We start from the raw sequence: 19,893 nt of genomic DNA, 5'->3' as shown, positions 1-19,893 counted from the left end.
TCACAACACTCAGGCCTTGCCGGCCTTCACGTCGAGCACGCGGTTGGCAGCCGACACGATCGCTTCGAGCGATGCGGCGACGATATTGGTGTTGATGCCCGCACCGAAGACCTTTCCGCCCGGATAGGACGTCTCGACATAGGAGATAGCGGCGGCATTCGAGCCATGCTGCAGCGAATGCTCCGAATAATCCTCGACCGACATCTCGATGCCGAGATAATGCGACAGGGCATTGATGAAGCCGTCGATCGGCCCGTTGCCGCGGCCCTCGATACGCTTGATCTCACCATTGTCGGTGATCTCGGCCGCCACGATCCGCTGTCCCTTGTGCTCTGTATCGGGATAGGTGTGGTGGTCGACGAACTTGAGGCGGGCGCCCGGCTGGGTCACGTAACGCTCGATGAAGCGGTCGTGGATGCGCTTTGAGGGAAGCTCCTTGCCTTCTTCATCGGTGATGCGTTGGATGTCTTCGCGGAATTCGACCTGCAGGTTGCGCGGCAGGTTGAGCCCGTAATCCTGCTGCAGGATGTAGGCGATGCCGCCCTTGCCGGACTGCGAATTGATGCGGATGATCGCTTCGTAGGAGCGGCCGACATCGCGCGGGTCAATCGGCAAGTAGGGCACCTCCCAGACCGGATGGTTGGCAACCTGAGCGGCTTTCATGCCCTTGTTGATCGCATCCTGATGCGAGCCGGAGAAGGCCGTGTAGACCAGCTCGCCGACATAAGGATGACGCTCGGCAATTGCCATCTGGTTCGAATATTCGAAGACTTCCTTGATGCGTTCGATGTTCGAGCAGTCGATTTCCGGATCGACGCCCTGGGTGAACATGTTGAGCGCCATGGTGACGACATCGACATTGCCGGTGCGCTCGCCATTGCCGAACAGCGTGCCTTCGACGCGGTCGGCGCCCGCCAGCAAGGCCAGTTCGGCAGCGGCAATGCCGGTGCCGCGGTCATTATGCGGATGCAGCGAGATGATCAGGTTCTCGCGGTTGTCGAGATTGCGGCACATCCATTCGATCTGGTCGGCATAGACGTTTGGTGTCGCCATTTCGACGGTCGAGGGCAGATTGATGATGAGCTTGTTATCGGGCGTCGGCTTCACGACCTCAATGACCGCGTTGCAGATTTCCAGCGCCACGTCGAGTTCGGTGCCGGTGAAGCTCTCGGGCGAATATTCGAACCGATAACCACCGCCCGCCTTGGCCGCCATATCCGTGATCATCTTGGCCGCATCGACAGCGATCTGCTTGATGCCCTGCACATCCTTGGCGAACACCACGCGACGCTGCAGCTCGCTGGTGGAATTGTAGAAGTGTACGATCGGCCGGTTGGCGCCTTCCAGCGCCTCGAAGGTACGCGTGATCAGCTCGGGCCGGCACTGTACCAGCACCTGCAGCGAGACGTCGTCAGGCACATTGCCCTCTTCCACGCACCAGCGGGCAAAATCGAAGTCGGTCTGCGAGGCAGACGGGAAACCGATCTCGATTTCCTTGAAGCCCATTTCCAGCAGCAAGTGGAACATGCGCGCCTTACGATCATGGCCCATCGGATCGACGAGCGCCTGATTGCCGTCGCGCAGATCGACGGAGCACCAGATCGGCGCCTTGGTGATGGTCTTGGTCGGCCAGGTGCGGTCGGGAATGTTGACCTGCGGATAGGGCCGGTATTTGACGGCGGCGTCGGGCATGCCCTTGGCGCCTGCGGAGGATCGGCTGTTGGTCGTGTCCATTGTCTTGTCTCCTCGTCCCGGCATTTGCCCCGCGTCTTAGCCGATCATATCTGGCTTGGCGACAGCAAATGCGGACCTTTGATCGGTCGTTTGGTCAATTTTGAATGTGAGTCGCGAGGAGCGATGGCCGGGCGGGCTTTCGGCCGCCGGGCGCTCCTCAAAGGACCCGGCAACCGCGCGTAAGGCCGAGGAGAAGAAGCGAGGTCAGGGCACGCGTATTGTCACGCAGGGCCGTGCGGCCGCGTGCAATCGTCTCGGAAATCCGTGCGCTTGTGCTCTTCATGACCGCGCTTATAGCCTCCGCCGGAAATTCCGGCAACCCCTCGCCTACTTTTTCCTCGCCTGCACAATTCGCGACAGAACGAGCATCAGACCGCCGGCGATCAACCCCCAGAAGGCACCCGAAATACCGCCGAAGGAAACGCCAGATGCTGTGACGAGGAAGGTGATCGCCGCTGCTTCGCGCGACTCCGGCGCCTGAAAGGCAGCCATGGCGGAACCCGAGAAAGCGCCGACAAGCGCCAGACCGGCCACGGCCTCAATCAGGATCGGCGGCGCCAATGCCACAAAGGCAGTCACTGCCCCAGCCAGCAGACCGAGAACGACATAACCGATACCCGAGATCAGGGCCGCCCAATAGCGCCGTGAGGGATCTGGATGCGCGTCCTGCCCGGCGCACATTGCCGCCGTGATTGCCGCCAGATTGACTGCATGTCCGCCAAACGGCGCGGCGAGCAGCGAGAAAACGCCTGTAACGGCAAAGAGCGGCCCCGGCTTCGGATCATAGTGGTTGACCTTCAGCACAGCGATGCCGGGAATATTCTGCGAGGCCATCGTCACGATGAAGAGCGGCAGGGCGATGGACACAAAACCAGCGAGATTGAAAACCGGATGGACGATGCCGATAACAGGGACCAGCGATTGTCCGATCGAGGCCGAGGCGCCCGCGGGAATATCGACGCCGAAGGCGAGGACCAGTGCGAAGGCCGCCAGCGCAGCCGGCACCGCCCACAGCCGCTTGAAGGCGCCGACCACGATCCAGGTCAGAATGATCGGCAGGCCGAGCAGCGGATTGAAGGCCACGGCCTTGACCGGGGCAAAGCAAAGACCGAGCAGCACGCCCGAGAGCATGGCATTGGCGAGCGGTGCAGGAATGGCGGCGACGGCCCGTCCAAGCGGCTTGAACAGCCCGGCAATGACGATCAGCACACCGCAAAGGATGAAGGCCCCGACAGCCGCATTGAAACCACCGTCGATCGCACCGATGCTGGCAAGCAGGGCGGCTCCCGGAGTCGACCATGCGATGCTGACCGGCAGGCGCGTGACGGCGCTGAGTACGACGGCGCAAAGCCCCATGGAAATCGACAGCGCCATCAGCCCCGACGCAGCCTGCGCATCGGTCGCACCAACCGCCTGCAGTCCGTGCAGCACGACAGCAAAGGAACTGGTGAACCCCACGAAAGCCGTCAGCAGACCCATGAACAGACTCTGCACGGAAAAATCTTTGATCAATGGAGCGACTCCCGGCTGCTAAGACTGCGCATGGAGCAACATAGGAGAATTGCGCGCAAGCCGAATTGCTGTGGGAAATGTTCTCCCGAGTGACAATTTCCGCAGAGATTGCCAACAGATTTCATGTGCCGCGCAAGAAGACATGAAACGCCCCGCCTGCAATCGGCAGACGGGGCGTGAATTCAGCAGCCTTGGCGAAGAATCAGACTTCGCTCTGCGAGGTCACGATACGGGAAACGAGACCGTAGGCGACGGCATCCTCTGCCGAGAGCCAGTAATCGCGGTCGATATCCTTGGCGATCTTTTCCTCCGCCTGGCCGGTTGCCTTCGAGAAGATCTTGATGAGGCGCTCGTTCATCTTGATGATCTCACGCGCCTGGATCTCGATATCAGAAGCCATACCGCGGGTGCCACCGGACGGTTGGTGAAGCAGGAAGCGGGTATTCGGCAGGCAGATACGGCGCTCCTTCGGAGCTGCGGCATAGATGAGCGCGCCGGCCGAGGCGACCCAGCCCGTACCGATCATCCACACCTTCGGCTTGATGAACTTGATCATGTCATGGATTGAATCGCCGGATTCGACATGGCCGCCGGGCGAATTCACATAAATGCGAATGTCTTCATCATTGGCGGCAGCAAGCGCCACAAGCTGGGTGCAAACCTTCTGCGCCAGTTCCTGCGTGATCGGCCCGTAGATGAAGATCGAACGCGACTTGAAAAGGTTCGCCTCCGTTTCCTTGCCGAGCGGCAGTTCCTTCGTCTTTTCGTCCTGTTCTTCTTCTTCGTTCATTCGAACCTCTCTCACGACCAATGCGGTTCCTCGCACATAGTGCGACTCAATGCGTAAAACAATGCGAGAAAAAGAGGAAGGCCGGAACCCGTGAAGATATTCTTATGACAAACGCACGATATCGTAACATCCTCTGAAAAGACCGGGAGACACATAAAATGACCTCCTTCCTGCTGCGCGCAGCCATCCGCAACAATGCATTCTGGTGCGACGCCGTCTGCAAGGCGCAGGGCTCGCCCGGGGAGTTTACGTCAACACTCTGGTTCCATCGCCGGGACACCCCGCCCTTCTATCCGGATGTCATAACGCTGACGGAGACGGACGGCGAAGCTGTGGAAGCGATCGTCACGGTGATCAACAGCGAGAAACGCGACTGGGCGGTCAAGGACAGCTACTCGGCTCTCGATCTCGCGCCCCTCGGTTTCACAATGCTGTTCGAAGCCGAATGGATCGGCATGTGGAGGCCGACCCTGACGCCATCCCCGTTTACATGGAAGCGCATGGAGAACGCCGCAGATCTTGCGCGATGGGAGGCGGAATGGGCAAAGGCGAACGGGCCGGTAACGCAGACGATCTTTACCGAGCCGCTGTTGCATAATCCGGAAATCGCTTTCCTGCTTGGCTTCGAACATGACCAGCCAGTCGGCGGCGGCATCCTCAATCACCACGGCGGCGTCGTCGGCCATTCCAATCTGTTCGCCGGGGGCGGGCGAGTCGAAGCCATACGTCGCGGGATGATCGCCCAGGCGGCCGAACTCTATCCGGGAGAACCGCTCGTCGGGTACGAACGCGGCGACGACCTGGATGAGGCGCTGCGCACGGGCTTCGAGCTTTTAGGCCCGCTGCGTGTCTGGCTGAAGGAGGCCTAAGCTAAACGAAATGTAAGCTGCCAAGGCTTTGAAATGCCCAAATTGCTTCCTAACTCACCCTTACACGGTCTTGCCGCAGAACTTTAAAGGAGACAGGACATGTCACCGGAAGAACGCCAATTGTTGACTGCCCTCTTCGATCGCGTCCGCACTGCGGGCGCAACACCGCGCGATCCGGAAGCCGAGGCGCTGATAACAGAAGCGACCCGTGCGCAGCCGTCTGCCGCCTACTACCTGGCGCAGGCCGTCATCGTTCAGGAAAAGGGTCTGGAAGCCGCCGCCAACCACATCAAGGAGCTTGAAGAGCGCGTCCATCAGCTTGAAGCGGGCGGAGGCGACCGCCGCCAGGCTGAACAAGGCGGCTTCCTGAGCTCCATCTTCGGCAATACGCAGACACAACAGCCGGCCCCTGCACCTGGCCCATGGGGTAGCGCACCGAGAGATAGCTACGAACAGCCGCGCGGATACGACAACACTCGCCAGATGCCGCAACAGCCTACCGGCCCCTGGACGCAACAGGCCTATGCGCCATCTGCCGGCGGCAGCTTCCTGCGCGGCGCCCTCGGCACGGCAGCCGGTGTCGCGGGGGGCATGCTGCTCGCCAACTCGCTTTCCGGCATTTTCGGCAACCACATGTCGTCGCTCGGCTGGGGCTCGCCCTTTGCCGGCGCCAACCCCTTCGGCAATGCCGGCAGCCCTGTCGAGGAAACCGTCATCAACAACTACTACGGCGACAACAGCCAGGCTGACGACGACCGGACCAATAATGACGACAATATCCAGCAGGCCGATTACACCGACGACAATGACGACTTTTTCGACGATTCCGGTAACGATACGACGGATGTTTGAAGGTGGGCGACTGTAGGTTTTAGACCGCCGCGGCCTTGCCCGGCCCTTCGCTTTAGGCTCAGGCCGTTCGCCGCTGCAATCGATTCACTGGATCGATTGCTCGGGCTGGGCCCGACCGCGGCTCACCCCAACCGCGGCTCACCCACGTCCACGATAGGTGGCAACACCCTGGTCCGGCAGCCAGACACCTTCCGGCGGTTTGCCGGTCTGCCAGAAGACGTCGATCGGAATGCCACCGCGCGGATACCAGTAGGCGCCGATACGCAGCCATTTCGGCTCGAGAAGCTCGACGATGCGCTTGGCGATGTAGATCGAGCAATCCTCGTGGAAGGCGCCATGATTGCGGAAGGAATGCAGGAAGAGCTTCAGCGATTTCGATTCCACCAGCCATTCGTTCGGAATATAGTCGATAACGATATGGGCGAAATCCGGCTGCCCGGTCATCGGGCAGAGCGAGGTGAATTCCGGTGCGGTGAAGCGCACGACATAGTCGGTGCCCGCATGATTGGCAGGCACCTTTTCCAGGACCGCCTCTTCCGGACTCTTGGCGGTTTCGGTGTGTTGGCCCAGCATCGAAAGGCTGGAAACGTCTGTCTTCGGCATTAGGTCTCCTTGATCACTTTGACGCGGATGCCATGGGCCTTTTCGCCCTCCGGCTCCACATGAATGGCAATGGTCGCGCCCGCATGCGCTGCTCGAATGGCATCTTCAAGGCGGTCGCAAATATCATGCGCTTCGCGAACCGTCATCTTTGCCGGCACGACAAGATGGAAATCCACGAAAGTCACTGAACCGGCACGCCGCGTTTTCAGATCATGCACGCCGATCGAGCCGGACGCATGGGTGGCGATCGCCTGCTTGATCGCCTCTTCCTCCTGCGGCTCGACAGCCTGGTCCATAAGCCCGCCGATCGAATGGGAGATGACCTTCCAGCCCTGATAGAGGATGTTGAGCGCAACGAGAATGGCGAGAATAGGGTCGAAGATTGCATAGCCCGTCGCAAGCGCCAGGAGCAGGCCAACGAGAACGCCAACGGAAGTGACCACGTCCGACATGATGTGCTGTCCATCCGCCGTCAATGCCGCAGAGCGATGCTTTCGCCCAGCACGGATCAAAAGCTGCGCCCAGACGGCATTGACGACACCGGCAGCGAAGTTGATCGCAAGACCGAGTACCGGCGCTTCGAGCATACGCGGATCGGCAAGTTGGCCGACTGCCGCCTCGACGATGAGCAAGGCTGCGACGACGATCATCACGCCTTCGGTGACGGCCGACAGATATTCCGCCTTGTGATGGCCGAAGGGATGGTCGTGGTCGGCCGGCTTCTGTGCATAGCGGATGACGAAAAAGGCGATGAAAGCCGCCACCACATTGACGAAGGATTCCAGCCCGTCCGAAAGCAGCGCGACGGAGCCCGTCACCCACCAGGCGACCATCTTCAGCCCCATCACACCGAGTGACACGGGAATGCCCCAGAACGCCAGTTTCCGAACCGTGAGATTGCCCTCGTCGCTCATGTCATCCCCCTGCGGATGCGAATGAATTGCAGCATCTAAGCCATTGAAACGCAAAACCGCCCACGCGGGAATCGCGCAGGCGGCCAATGCGGGTGATATGGGCAATCAGCCTCAAAATGTCAAAGGCCTTGGCGGAATAAAACAAAGGACGTTCTTCCCAAGTAATGGCGTGCCTTCTAAATCGACTCGCGTGATTGACGTCAGTTACATAACTATTTATATAACATGTTATGAAAATATGGAGGAGCCTGCTTTGGTTGAGGATGTCGTGAAATCGCTTGGCTACCTATGCCTTGGTAGCCGCTTCCGCCGGATCGGCGAACGCCTGCAAGCCGACACACAACAGGTGATCGAGGAACTGGGCGTCTCCATTCAGGCCGCGCAATATCCCTTCCTGGGTGCCATCTACAGGCTCGGCCCTCTCACTATCGGGGAGCTGGCGCAGGCCGTGGGTATCACCCAGCCCGGCGCGACTCGAACTGCTTCCCAGCTCATGGAACTCGGCTTTCTCGACATGCAGTCGTCGCCCGAGGATCAGCGGCGCAGGGTCGTTTCGCTGACACCGAAAGGGCAGGAACTGGTTGAGTATTCGAGACAAAAGGTCTGGCCACGCATCGCAGCCGCCGTCGCCGATCTCTGCCGGGATCTCGACGGCCCACTGCTTGAGCAGCTTGCCGCAATCGAAGACGGGCTGGCCGAAGCACCGCTGATGCGCCGCGCCGGCGCCGTACCGGAGAAAACACCATGAACCATGTTCTCGATCGACCGGTCTGGAACGCACTTCAGACGACACACGCAGATCTTGCCGAGGGGGGTAAACGCGCGATGCGCTATCCGCCCTCCATCGTTCCTTTCGCCGCAGCAGCCGACGACGGCCGAGAAAGCCTCGAAGCACTCGAAAACCTGCCGGCAGATGACGAGGTCATGGCAATTGTCGAAGCCGGCCCGGTGACCATTCCGGATGGCCTGACGGTCGTGTCCGAAGGCAAACTGGTGCAGATGATCGCCGAGCGGCCCTATGAGCGCATTTCCGACAGCAGGCTACAACGACTTACCGCTGATGATGCGGAAGAGATGCTCGCTTTGGCGACGCTGACCAAGCCAGGCCCCTTTACGCTTGGCGCCCAAAGGCTCGGAACCTTCTGGGGCGTGAAGATCGACGGCCGTCTCGTCGCCATGGCCGGCCAGCGCCTGCGACATCCCGGATTTGGAGAGCTCAGCGGCCTTTGCACGCACCCCGATTTTCAGGGGCGCGGCCTTGGCACTCTTCTTTTCCGCTTCGTTGCCGGAGAAATTTCCGCCAGAGGCGACACCGTCTTCCTGCACGCCTATTACACCAATACGCCCGCCATCACGCTTTACGAGGATCTCGGCTTCAAGCTGCGATCGGAAATGAATCTGCGCGTCGTCAAGCGCCGCGCATAGACCCGCTAAAACGCCGCAGGTTCGCTTTGTGCCATGATAGCGACGAAATTGCATGATGTTGACGGCTCGGCAGTCAATTGGGGACCGCGTGAGACATGCATTGGATCAATCGCTATATCGACCAACCGTTGCTCGACGGTGCGGCCAGCTTCTTGCGGGCCTGGCATATCCGGACCGGCCTGTCGCCCGAGCGTCTTGAGCCGATCTGGAACATTGTCGTGACCGGTCTGCTGGTCGTCGCAGCCAGCCATTTCCTCGCTGGCTCGGCGCTCCTTCTGTGCTACGGCGGTATCGTCATGCTTGCCCTCCCCTCGGCCTGGTCGCTGTTTAACGGCCGCGACGCGGATAGTTACGACGTCGTTGCCTACAAAAGGCTCAGGACCAAGGCTTTCCTGAAGCGCGAGGCCGAATGGGCCGTCCGGCTCGCCATCCTCTTCACCGCCATCTGCCTTCCCTTCATTACCCGTTCGGACGATCCGCCCGTTACCTATTTCATGATCGGCGCCTGCCTCTGGTTCGTGCTGACGGGACCGGCGAGGTCCTATCTGGCGGCAGCAGAACCGCCCATGCCGCGCGATGGGGACTGGTCTTTCAAGACCGATTTGCAGTTCGGCTGAAGAGAGTTCGTCAGCACGCAAATCCAATTGTTGCAGCCACAATGGAACGAAGCGCTCACGCTTCCGTTATCCTTGCCAGCAACCGCTGAAGGAGATCGCGATGCTGTATTATGCTCTGGTATTTCTCGTCGTAGCCCTGATTGCAGGCGTACTTGGATTTGGCGGCATTGCCGGCGCATCCGCTTCGATAGCCCAGGTTCTGTTCTTCATCTTCCTGGTGCTGTTCGTCGTGTCCATCGTTGTCCGGCTCATGCGGCGGGTCTAGGCCGACAACCTAACGCACCTAAAAAACCCGCCGTCTCCGGCGGGTTTTTTATTGGCTATGCCTTTGGTGTCAGGCCGCCTTGGTCTTTGCCCGGCGGGCAAGATGCGCAACCACATTCTCGATCATCCGCATGCCGGCATCGCCGCCAAGCGTCATGATCGATTCCGGATGGAACTGTACCGCCGCGATCGGTTCCTTGGCATGCTCGATGCCCATGATGGTGCCATCCTCGCTCTCCGCAGTGATGATGAACTCCCGAGGCAGTGTCGAAGGATCGGCAAAGATCGAGTGATAGCGGCCGACAGTGACTTCCTTGGCTAGCCCCGAGAAAACGATACCCGGCTCCAGCACGCGTATCCGCGATGGCTTGCCATGCATCGGCAGCGCCAGATGACGAAGCTCGCCGCCATAGGCTTCGGCGAGAGCCTGCAGGCCAAGGCAGACGCCGAAGATCGGCAGGTTGCGGGCGCGGGCCTTCTTGATCGTCGCCTTGCAGTCGAAATCCTTGGGATTGCCGGGACCAGGCGAGAGGACGACGAGATCCGGGTTCAGCCGGTCGAAAATCTCCTCCGGCACCGGCGTGCGCACGGTCGAAACCGTAGCGCCCGTCTGGCGGAAGTAATTCGCCAGCGTATGCACGAAGCTGTCTTCGTGGTCGATCAGCAGGATGTTGACGCCCTTGCCAACAGATGCAACATCGCGCTGGGTCTTGCCGGAATTGCCCGTCCTGGCATCACGAATTGCGGAAAGCATGGCGGAGGCCTTCAGTTCGGTTTCTGCTTCTTCTTCCTCGGGAATCGAATCATTGAGCAGCGTCGCGCCGGCGCGCACTTCCGCAATACCATCCTTGATGCGTACGGTGCGCAGCGTCAGGCCGGTATTCATATCGCCATTGAAGCCGACCATGCCGATCGCACCACCATACCATGCGCGCGGGCTCTTCTCATGCGATTCGATGAAACGCATGGCCCAGAGCTTCGGCGCACCCGTTACAGTCACGGCCCAGGCGTGGCTGAGGAAGCCGTCGAACGCATCCATATCGTCGCGCAGGCGGCCCTCGATATGATCGACCGTGTGAATGAGGCGCGAGTACATCTCGATCTGCCTGCGGCCGATGACCTTTACCGAGCCCGGCTCACAGACGCGGCTCTTGTCGTTGCGATCGACGTCCGAGCACATGGTGAGTTCGGACTCGTCTTTCTTGGAATTCAAGAGCTTCAGGATCTGCTCGCTGTCGGCGATCGGATCGTCGCCGCGCTTGATCGTGCCCGAGATCGGGCAGGTCTCGATGCGGCGGCCGGACACGCGCACGAACATTTCCGGCGAGGCACCGACCAGATATTCCTGGTTTCCGAGGTTAATGAAGAAGGAGTAGGGAGACGGATTGATCGCCTTCAGCCGCTTGGAAATGTCGGATGGCTTGCTTTCGCAACGCTCCATGAATTTCTGGCCGGGCACGACTTCGAAAAGATCGCCTTTGCGGAAGCTCTCCTTCGCCTTGACGACAAGTTCAGCATATTCGCCCGGACGATGATCGCTCTTGGGCGGGATGGCATTGGTGCGCACGAAGGGCTCTGCCGCAATATCCTCGGCCTTGCCTTCGGTCGTCTTGCCATCCTTGGCGAAATCGTACCGATCGATCCATGCTTTGGCGGCGTAGTTATCGACGACGAGGATTTCATCCGGCAGGTAGAGAACCATGTCGCGCTGATCGGAAGGCCGTTCCAGCTTCAAATTGATCGCATCGAACTGGAAGGCGAGATCGTAGCCGAAGGCGCCATAAAAACCGAGGCTGGCATCGGCCTGCGAGTGGAAAAGATCGGTGATGGCGCGAAGGACGGTAAAGACCGTCGGCATTTTCGAGCGCTCTTCTTCGGTAAAGACGCGATCCGGCATCTTCACCGTAAGGTCGAGCCGGCGTGCGCTCGATGCGCCAAGCTCTAGCTCACGAACCGTCTTCAGCCGCTCGGCGATAAAGCCGAGGATAACCTCGCCGCGCTCGTTATGGGCCTCGATCCAGACATTGCGGCCGAAGGAGGAAACACCGAGCGGCGGATCAACGACGGCCGTATCCCAACGCGTATAACGACCCGGATATTCGTAATTCGAGGAAAAGACGGCGCCCCGCCGCTCGTCGAGCTTGTCGACATAGGACGAAACCGCATCGGCATAGGGAATGGCTCGCCTTTGCCTCGTGACGGTGATGCCGCCCCTGGTCTCGTAGATTTCCGCACCATCATCCCGCAGGATCGTTACCATAGTTCCACTCCGTTATCGGGCCCGGACGAAGGCGGCCTTTGAAACAAAAAAGCCGCCTCGAAGTTTCGGGCGGCTCGTTCGTCGTCTTTGGACACGATTGGTCGAGGCCGCCTCAGCGAGCCCACCACCAAACTGCAATGTTCAAGGACTTCTTCATGGGCAAAATTGTTAGCCTGAGATGAGGCCAAGCGCAAGGGGGCCATTCGCGCAGCAAAAAGGGCGGCCCAACGCCGCCCTGGGAATATTAGAAACGCTGGGTCAATGTGACCTTAAAAGTGCGCCCGGCATCGGAATAATATTCCGTCGGCTGTGCAGCCGGCACTGCAAGCGTCTGCGTATTGACCGCCTCGTAGTAAGTTTTGTCAAAGACGTTATAGACACCAGCTCGAAGCGTCATGCCCTTGATCTGTTCGGGCTCCCACCATGCAGTCAGATCAACGACGCCATATCCCGGCGCATCGAACGTCTTTGGGTTGCCGTCATCCTTCGCTCCGGTCGAAGCGTTGAAAGTGACATCGGTACCCCAGGTTTCGGCGGCATAACCGGCACTGGCAATCGCCTTGAAGGGTGTAACCGATCGAATGACTTCGTTGGTGTCTGTATCGATGCCGTTCATATAGCTGATACCGGCCGAGACATGGAAGCCATTGTCGAAGGTCTTATGCGCGTTGGCTTCAATACCGTAAATACGGACATGGTTACGGTTGAAGTACGAAGTAATGCCGAGGGGATATGTGCCGGTCGTGTCCGTGATAGACTCGGTATCGATGAAGTCGCGATACTTGTTGTAGAACAGACCGAGGTGACCACCGAGGTCGTCATCACCGAAATTCGCGCCGATTTCGATGCCTTGGCTGGTTTCCGGCTTCAGATCCGGATTTCCAAGGTTGAGGTAACTGCCCGGCGCGCCATAATCGAGATAGAGCTCCTGAACATCAGGCGCACGGAAGCCCATCGACCACTGCGCGTAGATTTCGACATCCTCGCGAGGCTCGAAGGATGCTCGCAGCTTCGGCGAGAGCTGGCTATCGCTCTGCCCAGCTGGCAGACCATCATAGGCAGGGTTCTCTTCATAAGCAGCCGTCTGCTTCGGGCTGTAATCATACCAATCGAAACGGACACCCGGTGTCAGCGAGAAGGGGCTGTCATCGACCGAGATCTTGTCATCGATAAAGAAACCAACCCTCTTGCCGTCGACGTCGGGCATATCGGATTGATTTGTATGCAGGAAGTTACACGCAGCGAACGGCGCGAACGGTCCTGGCCCGCAATTGTCCTCACCAGAGGAATACTGGCTTGCCGTCGAGAACGAAATATCCAGCCCGGCGGTTACTTTGTGATTGAAACCGCCTTCTTCGAAACTCTTCTCGGCATTTCCGGCAAAGCCGATCGCCCGCTGCTCGAATTCGTTGTCACGTTTAAAGATACCGATCGGCGAGGTGCTGCGAATGCTGTCATCGCCGGCGTTTTTTACAACATCCTGCCAGTAGAACACCGCATTTGCCCGATCGATCAGGCTATCCGCGTCCGTGGCTTCATATTTGTAATCCAGCGATACACGGTCGCGCTTGGCATCATTGAACGTATTGCGGTTGCCTGGACGATAGGTGCCGGTAAGCCCCTGCCCCGTCATAAGATCGATGTCGCGATCCTTGTCATAATGTTCGCCGGTCAGCCCGAAAGTATGGCCACTATCCGTATATTGACGAAGCTTGAAGAGGAAATTTTTCGAACGGTAGTCTTCCGGATTTTCCTCGGTGCGCGTCGCGCCGTATCCGCCAACGTCACCGTTGTTCTCAGACTCGTGGCCCTTCCGATAATCGCCCTGGAACAACATGGCAGTATTGTCGATGCGTTTCGCGACGGCGGCGGAACCTCCGAAGCTGCGATCCTTACTGTCGTAGCCAAACTTGAAAATACCGCCCCATGTCGCATTCGGATCGATAAGATCTTCCGGCTCCAGCGTCCGCAGAAGCAGTGCGCCGCCGAGAGCACCGGAACCGGCTCGGCTGGAGTCCCCTCCCCGCAAAACGTCAACTGTCGAAAGGGAATCAAAGTTGAAGGTGTTGCTTCCGCCTTCGGCACCGCGCGCGCCGTCGTCGAGATAAGGAATCGGAATACCGTCAATTGTCGTCAGCACGCGGCTCTGTTCGAGACCACGGATATTGACGCTCTCATTGTTGACGTTGAAGAAAACGCCAGGTTCGGTAGTGCGACCGAGATCTTCGATACTGGTGATCTGCTTCTGATCGATCTGTTCGGCAGTCGTCTCCGAGACCATCGGGCTGTCCGCTGCGCTGCCGGCATCCTTTACAGCACGAGAACCTTTCACGACGATCGGCGCCAACACGGTGGACTTTTCATCCGTCGTGGTCGCGGCGGGTGTGACGCTCTGCGCGAAGGCATGTGAAAGCGGAAAAGTAATTGCGGCTGCTGTGCAGACCAAAAGCGCGGAACGCCAACGTCCAAGAACCATGAAACCAACCCTTGAGTGATGAATAACCGGGCTGGCTGGTCGGCATCAGATGCACGAGGGGCTGGCTAGGCACGTAGAACGGCCCCAACGGCCGCCTTCTTTTTGCCGCATAAAAAACATGACTTTTATTGTCAATATATAGCGCCGATTTATCTTGAATAAGATCATCAAGTTTTAACGAAGTCAGCAAACGTTGCGCAATTGCAACGAATTCGCCGCTCTTGCGTTTCCTCTCCGCGCGATCGACGACGGGAAAGACATGTGAGAGAATTTCGGAAGATGGCGGTCCTTCTTGCCGCACTCGCCCTGCTCCCCGGAGCAAGACTGCCGCGAAACGGCCCGGTGCCGCAAGCAAAGCCAGAAACAGCAGTTGAGGCCCCCGCGGCCCCCGAACCGGAAAAGAAGCCGCAAGCGAAAGAAGCTCCCAAGTCTCCGCAGGAAGCAGCGCCCGAGCAGAAGCCGGAGACACCACTGCCAGCTTCGGAAGTTCCAGCGCCTCAGCCCAAACCTGCCGAAATCCCTCCCGCCCCACCAAGCGGAAAGGACGAGTTACCTCCTGCTCCGTCGGAAGAACAGAAGCCACCAACACCAGGCGAACAGACCCTTGAGGAACAGCACCTAACCATCGAGCCCGAAAGCGATGCGGACCATGCAGAATGTACTAGAGAATTGCAGGGCCTCGGCGTCGTCTTCAGAGAGACATCCCGTATCGATGGTGGCAACGGCTGCGGCATCGACAAGCCGATCGTTGTCTCTGAGGCCCTGCCCGGCATCAAACTGAAACCTGAAGCAACATTGCGCTGCCCGACGGCACTGGCGCTGGCGCGATGGATGAAGGGAAGCGTCATTCCCGCAGTCTCGGTCGCCCTGCCGGAAAGCGGCGGTATCACCACGATCAATCAGGCCTCCGCTTACATCTGCCGCCTGCGCAACAGCGCCGAAACAGGCAAGATTTCCGAACATGCCCGCGGCAACGCGATTGACATTGCAAGCTTCAGCTTCGAAAAGGGCGAGGATGTCGCCATCCGCTCACGCCGTGAGGATTCCACACTGACCGGCGCATTCCAGCGCACTGTGAGCGCGGCAGCCTGCCTTTATTTTACGACGGTACTCGATCCGGAGAGCGACGCAGCCCATGAGACTCATTTCCATATGGACGTGATCGAAAGGCAAGGCAGCTATCGCTACTGCCACTAAATATTTCAGGCACTTGAGATAACAGCTTGAATCGGTTCCTCAGATCCCCAAATCAAAGTCTCAGGACGATGAGGTCGAGGATCGAAAGCGTATGAAGGCTATCGCAGCCTGTATCATCTTCTGCCTGCTTTGGGCTGCCGTGGGCTTGTTGTTTTCGGGAAACGCCGGCGTCATCTCGCCATCAACAGCGCGAACGCCACTGAGGATCAGAACAGCCCCTCAATGTAGCCCTGGTCATTCAGGAAAATTCGTTCCGCCGACGGTGATTTCGGCAGACCGGGCATGGTCATGATCTCGCCGGTGATAACGACGACGAAGCCCGCACCTGCCGACAAGCGCACTTCGCGCACGGATACCACGTGCCCCTCAGGTGCGCCGCGCAGGTTCGGATCTGTCGAGAACGAATATTGAGTCTTCGCCATGCAGACTGGCAGTTTGCCGTAGCCCTGCTCCTCCCAAGCCGCGAGCTGATCGCGCACGGCCTTGTCGGCCGTCACTTCGCCCGCGTGATAGATCTTCGATGCGACGATCTCGATCTTTTCGATAAGCGGCAGGTCATCACCATAGAGCGGCTCGAACTTCGCCTGCCCGGACTCGGCAAGTTCCACCACTTTATAGGCGAGGTCCTCGATGCCGGCCGAACCCTCCGACCAGTGGCGGCAGAGAATGGCTTCTGCGCCGTGGCGCGCGACAAATTCCTTCACAGCGGCGATTTCCGCATCCGTATCCGAAAGGAAGTGGTTGATCGCAACCACAACAGGCACACCGAACCGGCGCACATTGGCGATGTGGCGGCCAAGGTTGGAGCAGCCACGAAGCAGCGCCCCCACATTTTCCGTGCCGAGATCGTCCTTCTTCACGCCGCCATTCATCTTCAGCGCCCGGACTGTCGCGACAATCACGGCAGCGCTCGGCTTCAATCCCGCCTTGCGGCACTTGATGTCGAAGAATTTCTCAGCCCCGAGATCGGCCCCGAAGCCCGCTTCCGTCACGACATATTCGCCGAGCTTCAGCGCCGTCTTCGTCGCGATCACCGAGTTGCAGCCATGGGCGATGTTGGCGAAAGGCCCGCCATGTACGAAGGCCGGATTGTTTTCGAGCGTCTGCACGAGGTTGGGCTGCATGGCATCCTTCAGGAGCACGGCCATGGCGCCGTCCGCCTTGAGGTCGCGGGCATAGACCGGCGTCTTGTCGAAGCGGTAGCCGATAATAATGTCACCGAGCCGGCGCTCCAAATCCTTGAGATCGCTCGCCAGACAGAGAATTGCCATGACTTCGGACGCCACAGTGATGTCGAAGCCGTTTTGCCGCGGAAAGCCGTTGGACACGCCACCGAGCGAGGAGACCATGCTGCGCAACGCCCGGTCGTTCATGTCCATCACCCGCCGCCAGGTGATCCGGCGCAGATCGATATTCTGTTCGTTACCCCAATAGATGTGGTTATCGATCATCGCCGCGAGCAAATTGTGTGCCGAGGTGATCGCGTGGAAATCGCCCGTAAAATGCAGGTTGATGTCTTCCATCGGCACGACCTGCGCATAACCGCCGCCCGCCGCCCCGCCTTTCACCCCGAAGCAGGGACCGAGCGAAGCTTCGCGTATGCAGACGATCGCCTTCTTGCCGATGCGGTTCAGCCCGTCGCCGAGGCCGACCGTGGTCGTCGTCTTGCCCTCGCCCGCCGGCGTCGGATTGATGGCGGTGACGAGGATCAGCTTGCCGTCCTTCCTGTCTTCCTGTGCGGCAATGAACTCGGCGCTGACCTTGGCCTTGTCGTGACCGTAGGGAACCAGTTGCTCCGGCGGGATGCCGAGCTTGGCGCCGATCTCGAAGATCGGCTTCTTCGTTGCCGCACGCGCGATTTCGATATCGGACTTAATGGCAGCCATGGATCAGGTTCCCCGCTTTCTGAGCGCGTGACGGACTCGGGCGTTTATTCAACGAGATAGCGAAATATGCCCAAACTGTGAATAGAGCTGCGCTTGCGGCCCGCTTGTTCGGCTGCTTATTAGGAACAAGCGATTCTGGGCTTTACGGAGCCAACCATGAAATCACTCGAGCTCCTCGTCGAGCGCATCATTCTTTCCAGCCGCTGGTTGCTGGTGGTTTTCTACGTTGGCCTCGTGCTGGCGCTCGCCGTCTACGCCGTGTCCTTCGCTTTCAAGTTCCTGAAGGTCGCAGGAAGCGTGTTTGAGCTCGGCGAGGCCGAAATGATCCTCGCCATGCTCGGTCTCATCGATGCGGCACTCGTCGCAAGCCTCATCGTCATGGTGATGATCTCTGGCTATGAGAATTTCGTCAGCCGCTTCGACGAGGCTGAAAAGGAAGGCGAAGTCTCTTTCCTCGGCAAGCTCGATTCCGGCAGCCTGAAAATCAAGGTCGCCTCCTCCATCGTCGCCATTTCCTCTATCCACCTGCTGCAGGTCTTCCTCAACGTCAATCAGTATGAGGATGGCAAGATCATGTGGCTGACCTTCATGCATCTGGCCTTCGTCGTGTCTGCGGTCATGCTCGGCTTCCTTGAGAAGCTGATGAGCGTGACCTCAAAGAATGACCTGAAGGACAAGGAGTAAAGCGGCATAAAGCCGGAAATATTTAGCAAGGACGGGTTGCAACAAAGCGCCGTGTCGCGACGGCGCCTCTTTTCGGAGATCCGGTATCAGTTAACCGAAGCAGAACCCGGAACGATTACCGCCTCGGATTCTCTGGGGCACCGAACGCTTTCCTTCGCGTTCGGTCCGCAGAAGTGAAGGCCAGGCTCCTCATCGTAGGGGATCACGCCATCGATGATGTCAAGCTTGAGCGCTTGAGGCGGATATATATCGCCTCTCCCGAAAGACGGCGTTATCATCATCGTGTCGAAGGCCTCTGGACTAACGCCCATCTCGCTGAAATAGGCGATGAATTTTTCGCGGTCAGCCTCCGTAAGCCTGCTCGCCGGCTGACTGAGACCAAGAGCGGATGTCCTTCCCACGAGCCGCGACGTTCCGCCCATGAAGGCAAGGGTGCAGCTTGAAAAACAGTACGCACCACCAGCAAAGACTTCCCCCTCGGTCGGCCCGCTTTTGGCCATGCTCGCCGTGCAACGCGGATCCTCCATCGGACAATTCGGCAAGCGCGTTCTACCAATCGACGTATCGAGGCCTGCAGCTCGGATCATACGCCCCATTGCGAAGGCTGCATCCTTGTCGCCACCAAAGGACTGAAAGACGATCGGCAATTTTCTGTCGCCGAGCGTCTTCAAGATCGTTTCCAGCTGGCTCGGTGTATCTGGCATGATGTCGCCATCCGCCGAGATCCACTGTGTGCACTCTTCCTGGCAATTGCCATTGTACATCAGGAGAAAGTCCATCGGATGGGTTTTAGGCGCAGGATAGCTTGAGAATACGGTCGCAGGCTTAATCGGCGCCTCAGCGACAACCGCTTTGGGCCCCGGATGGCGGTAGCATACGGCATCCGCCGCTGCGTCCTGCGCGCAGAGCGGCATGCCCGGCCATTCGTTGTAAGCCAGCATATCCGTGATCAGACCCGTCCGAAGTGCTTCAGTCGGCGCGACCATCGCCATGCTGTCGGGTGCAGCACTCATCATCAACTCAACGATGTCGTCGCTGACTCCCATTTCTTTCAGATAGGCCTTCAGAGTCGCGGTAGCTTTTTTGCCTAGCTTGGTGGAGCTGCTTTGCCCGGTAACCTTGCGGCCAATCTCCTTGCGAGAGACTTCCTGCCTCTTCCCATTCACCATCTTATATTCAATGCGATAGGACACGCGCATCTTGCTGTAGACGGTGGTTATCTGATGAACGCCGATGTAGGCCCATTGGGACGAAACCCGCGTCGCACCACCCGCCAAAGCCAGCGGGCATGCAGAAACGCAATACGCTCCATACGAATACGTAGATCCTGCTGAAGCGCCATTCCGCGCCATGCCAGCAATGCAACGGAGATCCTCGGGTGGGCAGCCCTCAAGCCTCGTACCACCGACAGCGGTGTCCAGCCCAGCCTTGCGGATCATTCGTCCGATGGAATAGGCAGCGTTCACATCCCCGCCTTCCGAACGGAATACGACCGGCATTTTCCTGTTTCCGATCTTCTTGAGAATCTTTCTCATTTGGGCGGGTGTATCGGAAGTAATGCGTCCCTCGGCCGAGATCCATTCCGGACAGTCTTCCTTGCAAACAGAACTGCGCACAATGATGAAGCTCATGGCTGGATGTTCTGACTGCTTTTTCTCCGCAGCCTGCGAAAGCGCAGCACCGATTGGGAGGCTGGAAAGAAGTAAGACAAGTATTATTCGAGAAAACAGATACTTGATCGAAGAGAAAATTGCAAAACGCACGATTAGATCGCCTCAGTTGTATCTATTGATACGCTTAGCAACTGTAT

Annotated in this window: 19 protein-coding genes; 8 read left to right on the top strand and 11 right to left on the bottom strand. The window is 58.7% G+C overall.

Annotation, left to right across the window (positions count from 1 at the left end; genetic code table 11):
* Positions 1-9: 9 nt before the first annotated feature.
* From leuA to FHX08_RS01855, 4 genes are all read right to left on the bottom strand, one after another.
* Positions 10-1,734: a 2-isopropylmalate synthase gene (leuA, locus tag FHX08_RS01865; RefSeq protein ID WP_184326824.1), complete on the bottom strand. Its 1,725-nt coding sequence runs from the start codon at positions 1,732-1,734 to the stop codon at positions 10-12.
* A gap of 157 nt (positions 1,735-1,891) precedes the next feature.
* Complete coding sequence (locus FHX08_RS31815) at positions 1,892-2,017, bottom strand: hypothetical protein (RefSeq protein WP_281026354.1); 126 nt, start codon at positions 2,015-2,017, stop codon at positions 1,892-1,894.
* 44 nt (positions 2,018-2,061) lie between these two features.
* The gene (locus tag FHX08_RS01860; RefSeq protein WP_184326823.1) at positions 2,062-3,246 is read right to left on the bottom strand and encodes a benzoate/H(+) symporter BenE family transporter; all 1,185 of its coding nucleotides are present in this window, start codon (positions 3,244-3,246) and stop codon (positions 2,062-2,064) included.
* Positions 3,247-3,448: 202 nt separating this feature from the next.
* Positions 3,449-4,036: an ATP-dependent Clp protease proteolytic subunit gene (locus FHX08_RS01855; protein ID WP_132653611.1), complete on the bottom strand. Its 588-nt coding sequence runs from the start codon at positions 4,034-4,036 to the stop codon at positions 3,449-3,451.
* Positions 4,037-4,194: 158 nt separating this feature from the next.
* Here FHX08_RS01855 and FHX08_RS01850 point away from each other — a divergent pair, with 158 nt between their 5' ends.
* Entirely contained in the window at positions 4,195-4,905 is a 711-nt protein-coding gene (locus FHX08_RS01850; RefSeq protein WP_132653610.1) for a hypothetical protein, read from the top strand.
* A gap of 99 nt (positions 4,906-5,004) precedes the next feature.
* Positions 5,005-5,757 carry a DUF2076 domain-containing protein gene (locus FHX08_RS01845; protein ID WP_132653609.1) on the top strand — a complete coding sequence of 251 codons (753 nt, stop codon included), beginning with the start codon at positions 5,005-5,007 and terminating at the stop codon, positions 5,755-5,757.
* Positions 5,758-5,895: 138 nt separating this feature from the next.
* Here FHX08_RS01845 and queF read toward each other — a convergent pair whose 3' ends face one another.
* Both queF and emfA read right to left on the bottom strand, forming a co-directional pair.
* The gene (queF, locus tag FHX08_RS01840) at positions 5,896-6,360 is read right to left on the bottom strand and encodes a preQ(1) synthase (protein WP_132653608.1); all 465 of its coding nucleotides are present in this window, start codon (positions 6,358-6,360) and stop codon (positions 5,896-5,898) included.
* A complete protein-coding gene (emfA, locus tag FHX08_RS01835; protein ID WP_132653607.1) occupies positions 6,360-7,274 on the bottom strand; it encodes a CDF family cation efflux transporter EmfA in 915 nt (304 codons plus the stop codon). The genes queF and emfA overlap by 1 nt, the downstream gene beginning before the upstream one ends.
* Before the next feature lie 253 nt (positions 7,275-7,527).
* Here emfA and FHX08_RS01830 point away from each other — a divergent pair, with 253 nt between their 5' ends.
* From FHX08_RS01830 to FHX08_RS01815, 4 genes are all read left to right on the top strand, one after another.
* Positions 7,528-8,022 (top strand): MarR family winged helix-turn-helix transcriptional regulator, encoded by a 495-nt coding sequence (locus FHX08_RS01830; RefSeq protein ID WP_132654296.1) that lies wholly within the window; start codon positions 7,528-7,530, stop codon positions 8,020-8,022.
* The gene (locus FHX08_RS01825) at positions 8,019-8,699 is read left to right on the top strand and encodes a GNAT family N-acetyltransferase (protein ID WP_132653606.1); all 681 of its coding nucleotides are present in this window, start codon (positions 8,019-8,021) and stop codon (positions 8,697-8,699) included. The genes FHX08_RS01830 and FHX08_RS01825 overlap by 4 nt, the downstream gene beginning before the upstream one ends.
* 95 nt (positions 8,700-8,794) lie before the next feature.
* A complete protein-coding gene (locus tag FHX08_RS01820; protein ID WP_132653605.1) occupies positions 8,795-9,316 on the top strand; it encodes a hypothetical protein in 522 nt (173 codons plus the stop codon).
* 100 nt (positions 9,317-9,416) lie between these two features.
* Positions 9,417-9,581: a DUF1328 domain-containing protein gene (locus tag FHX08_RS01815; protein WP_132653604.1), complete on the top strand. Its 165-nt coding sequence runs from the start codon at positions 9,417-9,419 to the stop codon at positions 9,579-9,581.
* Between the two features lie 69 nt (positions 9,582-9,650).
* On the opposite strand, the gene FHX08_RS01810 is transcribed toward FHX08_RS01815, so the two are convergent.
* The 3 genes from FHX08_RS01810 to FHX08_RS01800 all read right to left on the bottom strand — a co-directional run bounded on the left by FHX08_RS01810 (position 9,651) and on the right by FHX08_RS01800 (position 14,617).
* The gene (locus tag FHX08_RS01810) at positions 9,651-11,840 is read right to left on the bottom strand and encodes an anthranilate synthase (RefSeq protein WP_132653603.1); all 2,190 of its coding nucleotides are present in this window, start codon (positions 11,838-11,840) and stop codon (positions 9,651-9,653) included.
* A 244-nt stretch (positions 11,841-12,084) separates the two neighbouring features.
* Positions 12,085-14,316 (bottom strand): TonB-dependent hemoglobin/transferrin/lactoferrin family receptor, encoded by a 2,232-nt coding sequence (locus FHX08_RS01805; RefSeq protein WP_132653602.1) that lies wholly within the window; start codon positions 14,314-14,316, stop codon positions 12,085-12,087.
* Entirely contained in the window at positions 14,201-14,617 is a 417-nt protein-coding gene (locus FHX08_RS01800) for a hypothetical protein (protein WP_165911877.1), read from the bottom strand. Before FHX08_RS01800 ends, FHX08_RS01805 begins: the two co-directional genes overlap by 116 nt.
* Between FHX08_RS01800 and FHX08_RS01795 the strand changes: the two genes are divergently transcribed.
* The gene (locus FHX08_RS01795) at positions 14,518-15,513 is read left to right on the top strand and encodes an extensin family protein (RefSeq protein WP_409527386.1); all 996 of its coding nucleotides are present in this window, start codon (positions 14,518-14,520) and stop codon (positions 15,511-15,513) included. The genes FHX08_RS01800 and FHX08_RS01795 overlap by 100 nt on opposite strands.
* A gap of 206 nt (positions 15,514-15,719) precedes the next feature.
* On the opposite strand, the gene FHX08_RS01790 is transcribed toward FHX08_RS01795, so the two are convergent.
* A complete protein-coding gene (locus tag FHX08_RS01790; RefSeq protein ID WP_132653601.1) occupies positions 15,720-17,399 on the bottom strand; it encodes a formate--tetrahydrofolate ligase in 1,680 nt (559 codons plus the stop codon).
* A 156-nt stretch (positions 17,400-17,555) separates the two neighbouring features.
* On the opposite strand from FHX08_RS01790, the gene FHX08_RS01785 reads away from it, so the two are divergent.
* A complete protein-coding gene (locus tag FHX08_RS01785) occupies positions 17,556-18,083 on the top strand; it encodes a TIGR00645 family protein (RefSeq protein WP_132653600.1) in 528 nt (175 codons plus the stop codon).
* An 86-nt stretch (positions 18,084-18,169) separates the two neighbouring features.
* Here the strand turns inward: FHX08_RS01785 and FHX08_RS01780 are convergent, their stop codons facing one another.
* Entirely contained in the window at positions 18,170-19,846 is a 1,677-nt protein-coding gene (locus FHX08_RS01780) for a hypothetical protein (RefSeq protein WP_132653599.1), read from the bottom strand.
* Positions 19,847-19,893 lie beyond the last annotated feature (47 nt).

This window comes from Rhizobium sp. BK529 (genome assembly GCF_014194105.1).
Classification (GTDB): Bacteria; Pseudomonadota; Alphaproteobacteria; order Rhizobiales; family Rhizobiaceae; genus Rhizobium.
This window is presented reverse-complemented; position numbering and strand designations above follow the sequence as displayed.

Bases quoted from the DNA above. Each gene is read 5' to 3' on its own strand.
- queF (WP_132653608.1), bottom strand. From the start codon at position 6,360: ATGCCGAAGACAGACGTTTCCAGCCTTTCGATGCTGGGCCAACACACC.
- FHX08_RS01805 (WP_132653602.1), bottom strand. From the start codon at position 14,316: ATGGTTCTTGGACGTTGGCGTTCCGCGCTTTTGGTCTGCACAGCAGCC.
- emfA (WP_132653607.1), bottom strand. From the start codon at position 7,274: ATGAGCGACGAGGGCAATCTCACGGTTCGGAAACTGGCGTTCTGGGGC.
- FHX08_RS01790 (WP_132653601.1), bottom strand. From the start codon at position 17,399: ATGGCTGCCATTAAGTCCGATATCGAAATCGCGCGTGCGGCAACGAAG.
- FHX08_RS01810 (WP_132653603.1), bottom strand. From the start codon at position 11,840: ATGGTAACGATCCTGCGGGATGATGGTGCGGAAATCTACGAGACCAGG.
- FHX08_RS01845 (WP_132653609.1), top strand. From the start codon at position 5,005: ATGTCACCGGAAGAACGCCAATTGTTGACTGCCCTCTTCGATCGCGTC.
- FHX08_RS01855 (WP_132653611.1), bottom strand. From the start codon at position 4,036: ATGAACGAAGAAGAAGAACAGGACGAAAAGACGAAGGAACTGCCGCTC.
- FHX08_RS01815 (WP_132653604.1), top strand. From the start codon at position 9,417: ATGCTGTATTATGCTCTGGTATTTCTCGTCGTAGCCCTGATTGCAGGC.
- leuA (WP_184326824.1), bottom strand. From the start codon at position 1,734: ATGGACACGACCAACAGCCGATCCTCCGCAGGCGCCAAGGGCATGCCC.
- FHX08_RS01825 (WP_132653606.1), top strand. From the start codon at position 8,019: ATGAACCATGTTCTCGATCGACCGGTCTGGAACGCACTTCAGACGACA.
- FHX08_RS01820 (WP_132653605.1), top strand. From the start codon at position 8,795: ATGCATTGGATCAATCGCTATATCGACCAACCGTTGCTCGACGGTGCG.
- FHX08_RS01785 (WP_132653600.1), top strand. From the start codon at position 17,556: ATGAAATCACTCGAGCTCCTCGTCGAGCGCATCATTCTTTCCAGCCGC.
- FHX08_RS01850 (WP_132653610.1), top strand. From the start codon at position 4,195: ATGACCTCCTTCCTGCTGCGCGCAGCCATCCGCAACAATGCATTCTGG.
- FHX08_RS31815 (WP_281026354.1), bottom strand. From the start codon at position 2,017: ATGAAGAGCACAAGCGCACGGATTTCCGAGACGATTGCACGCGGCCGC.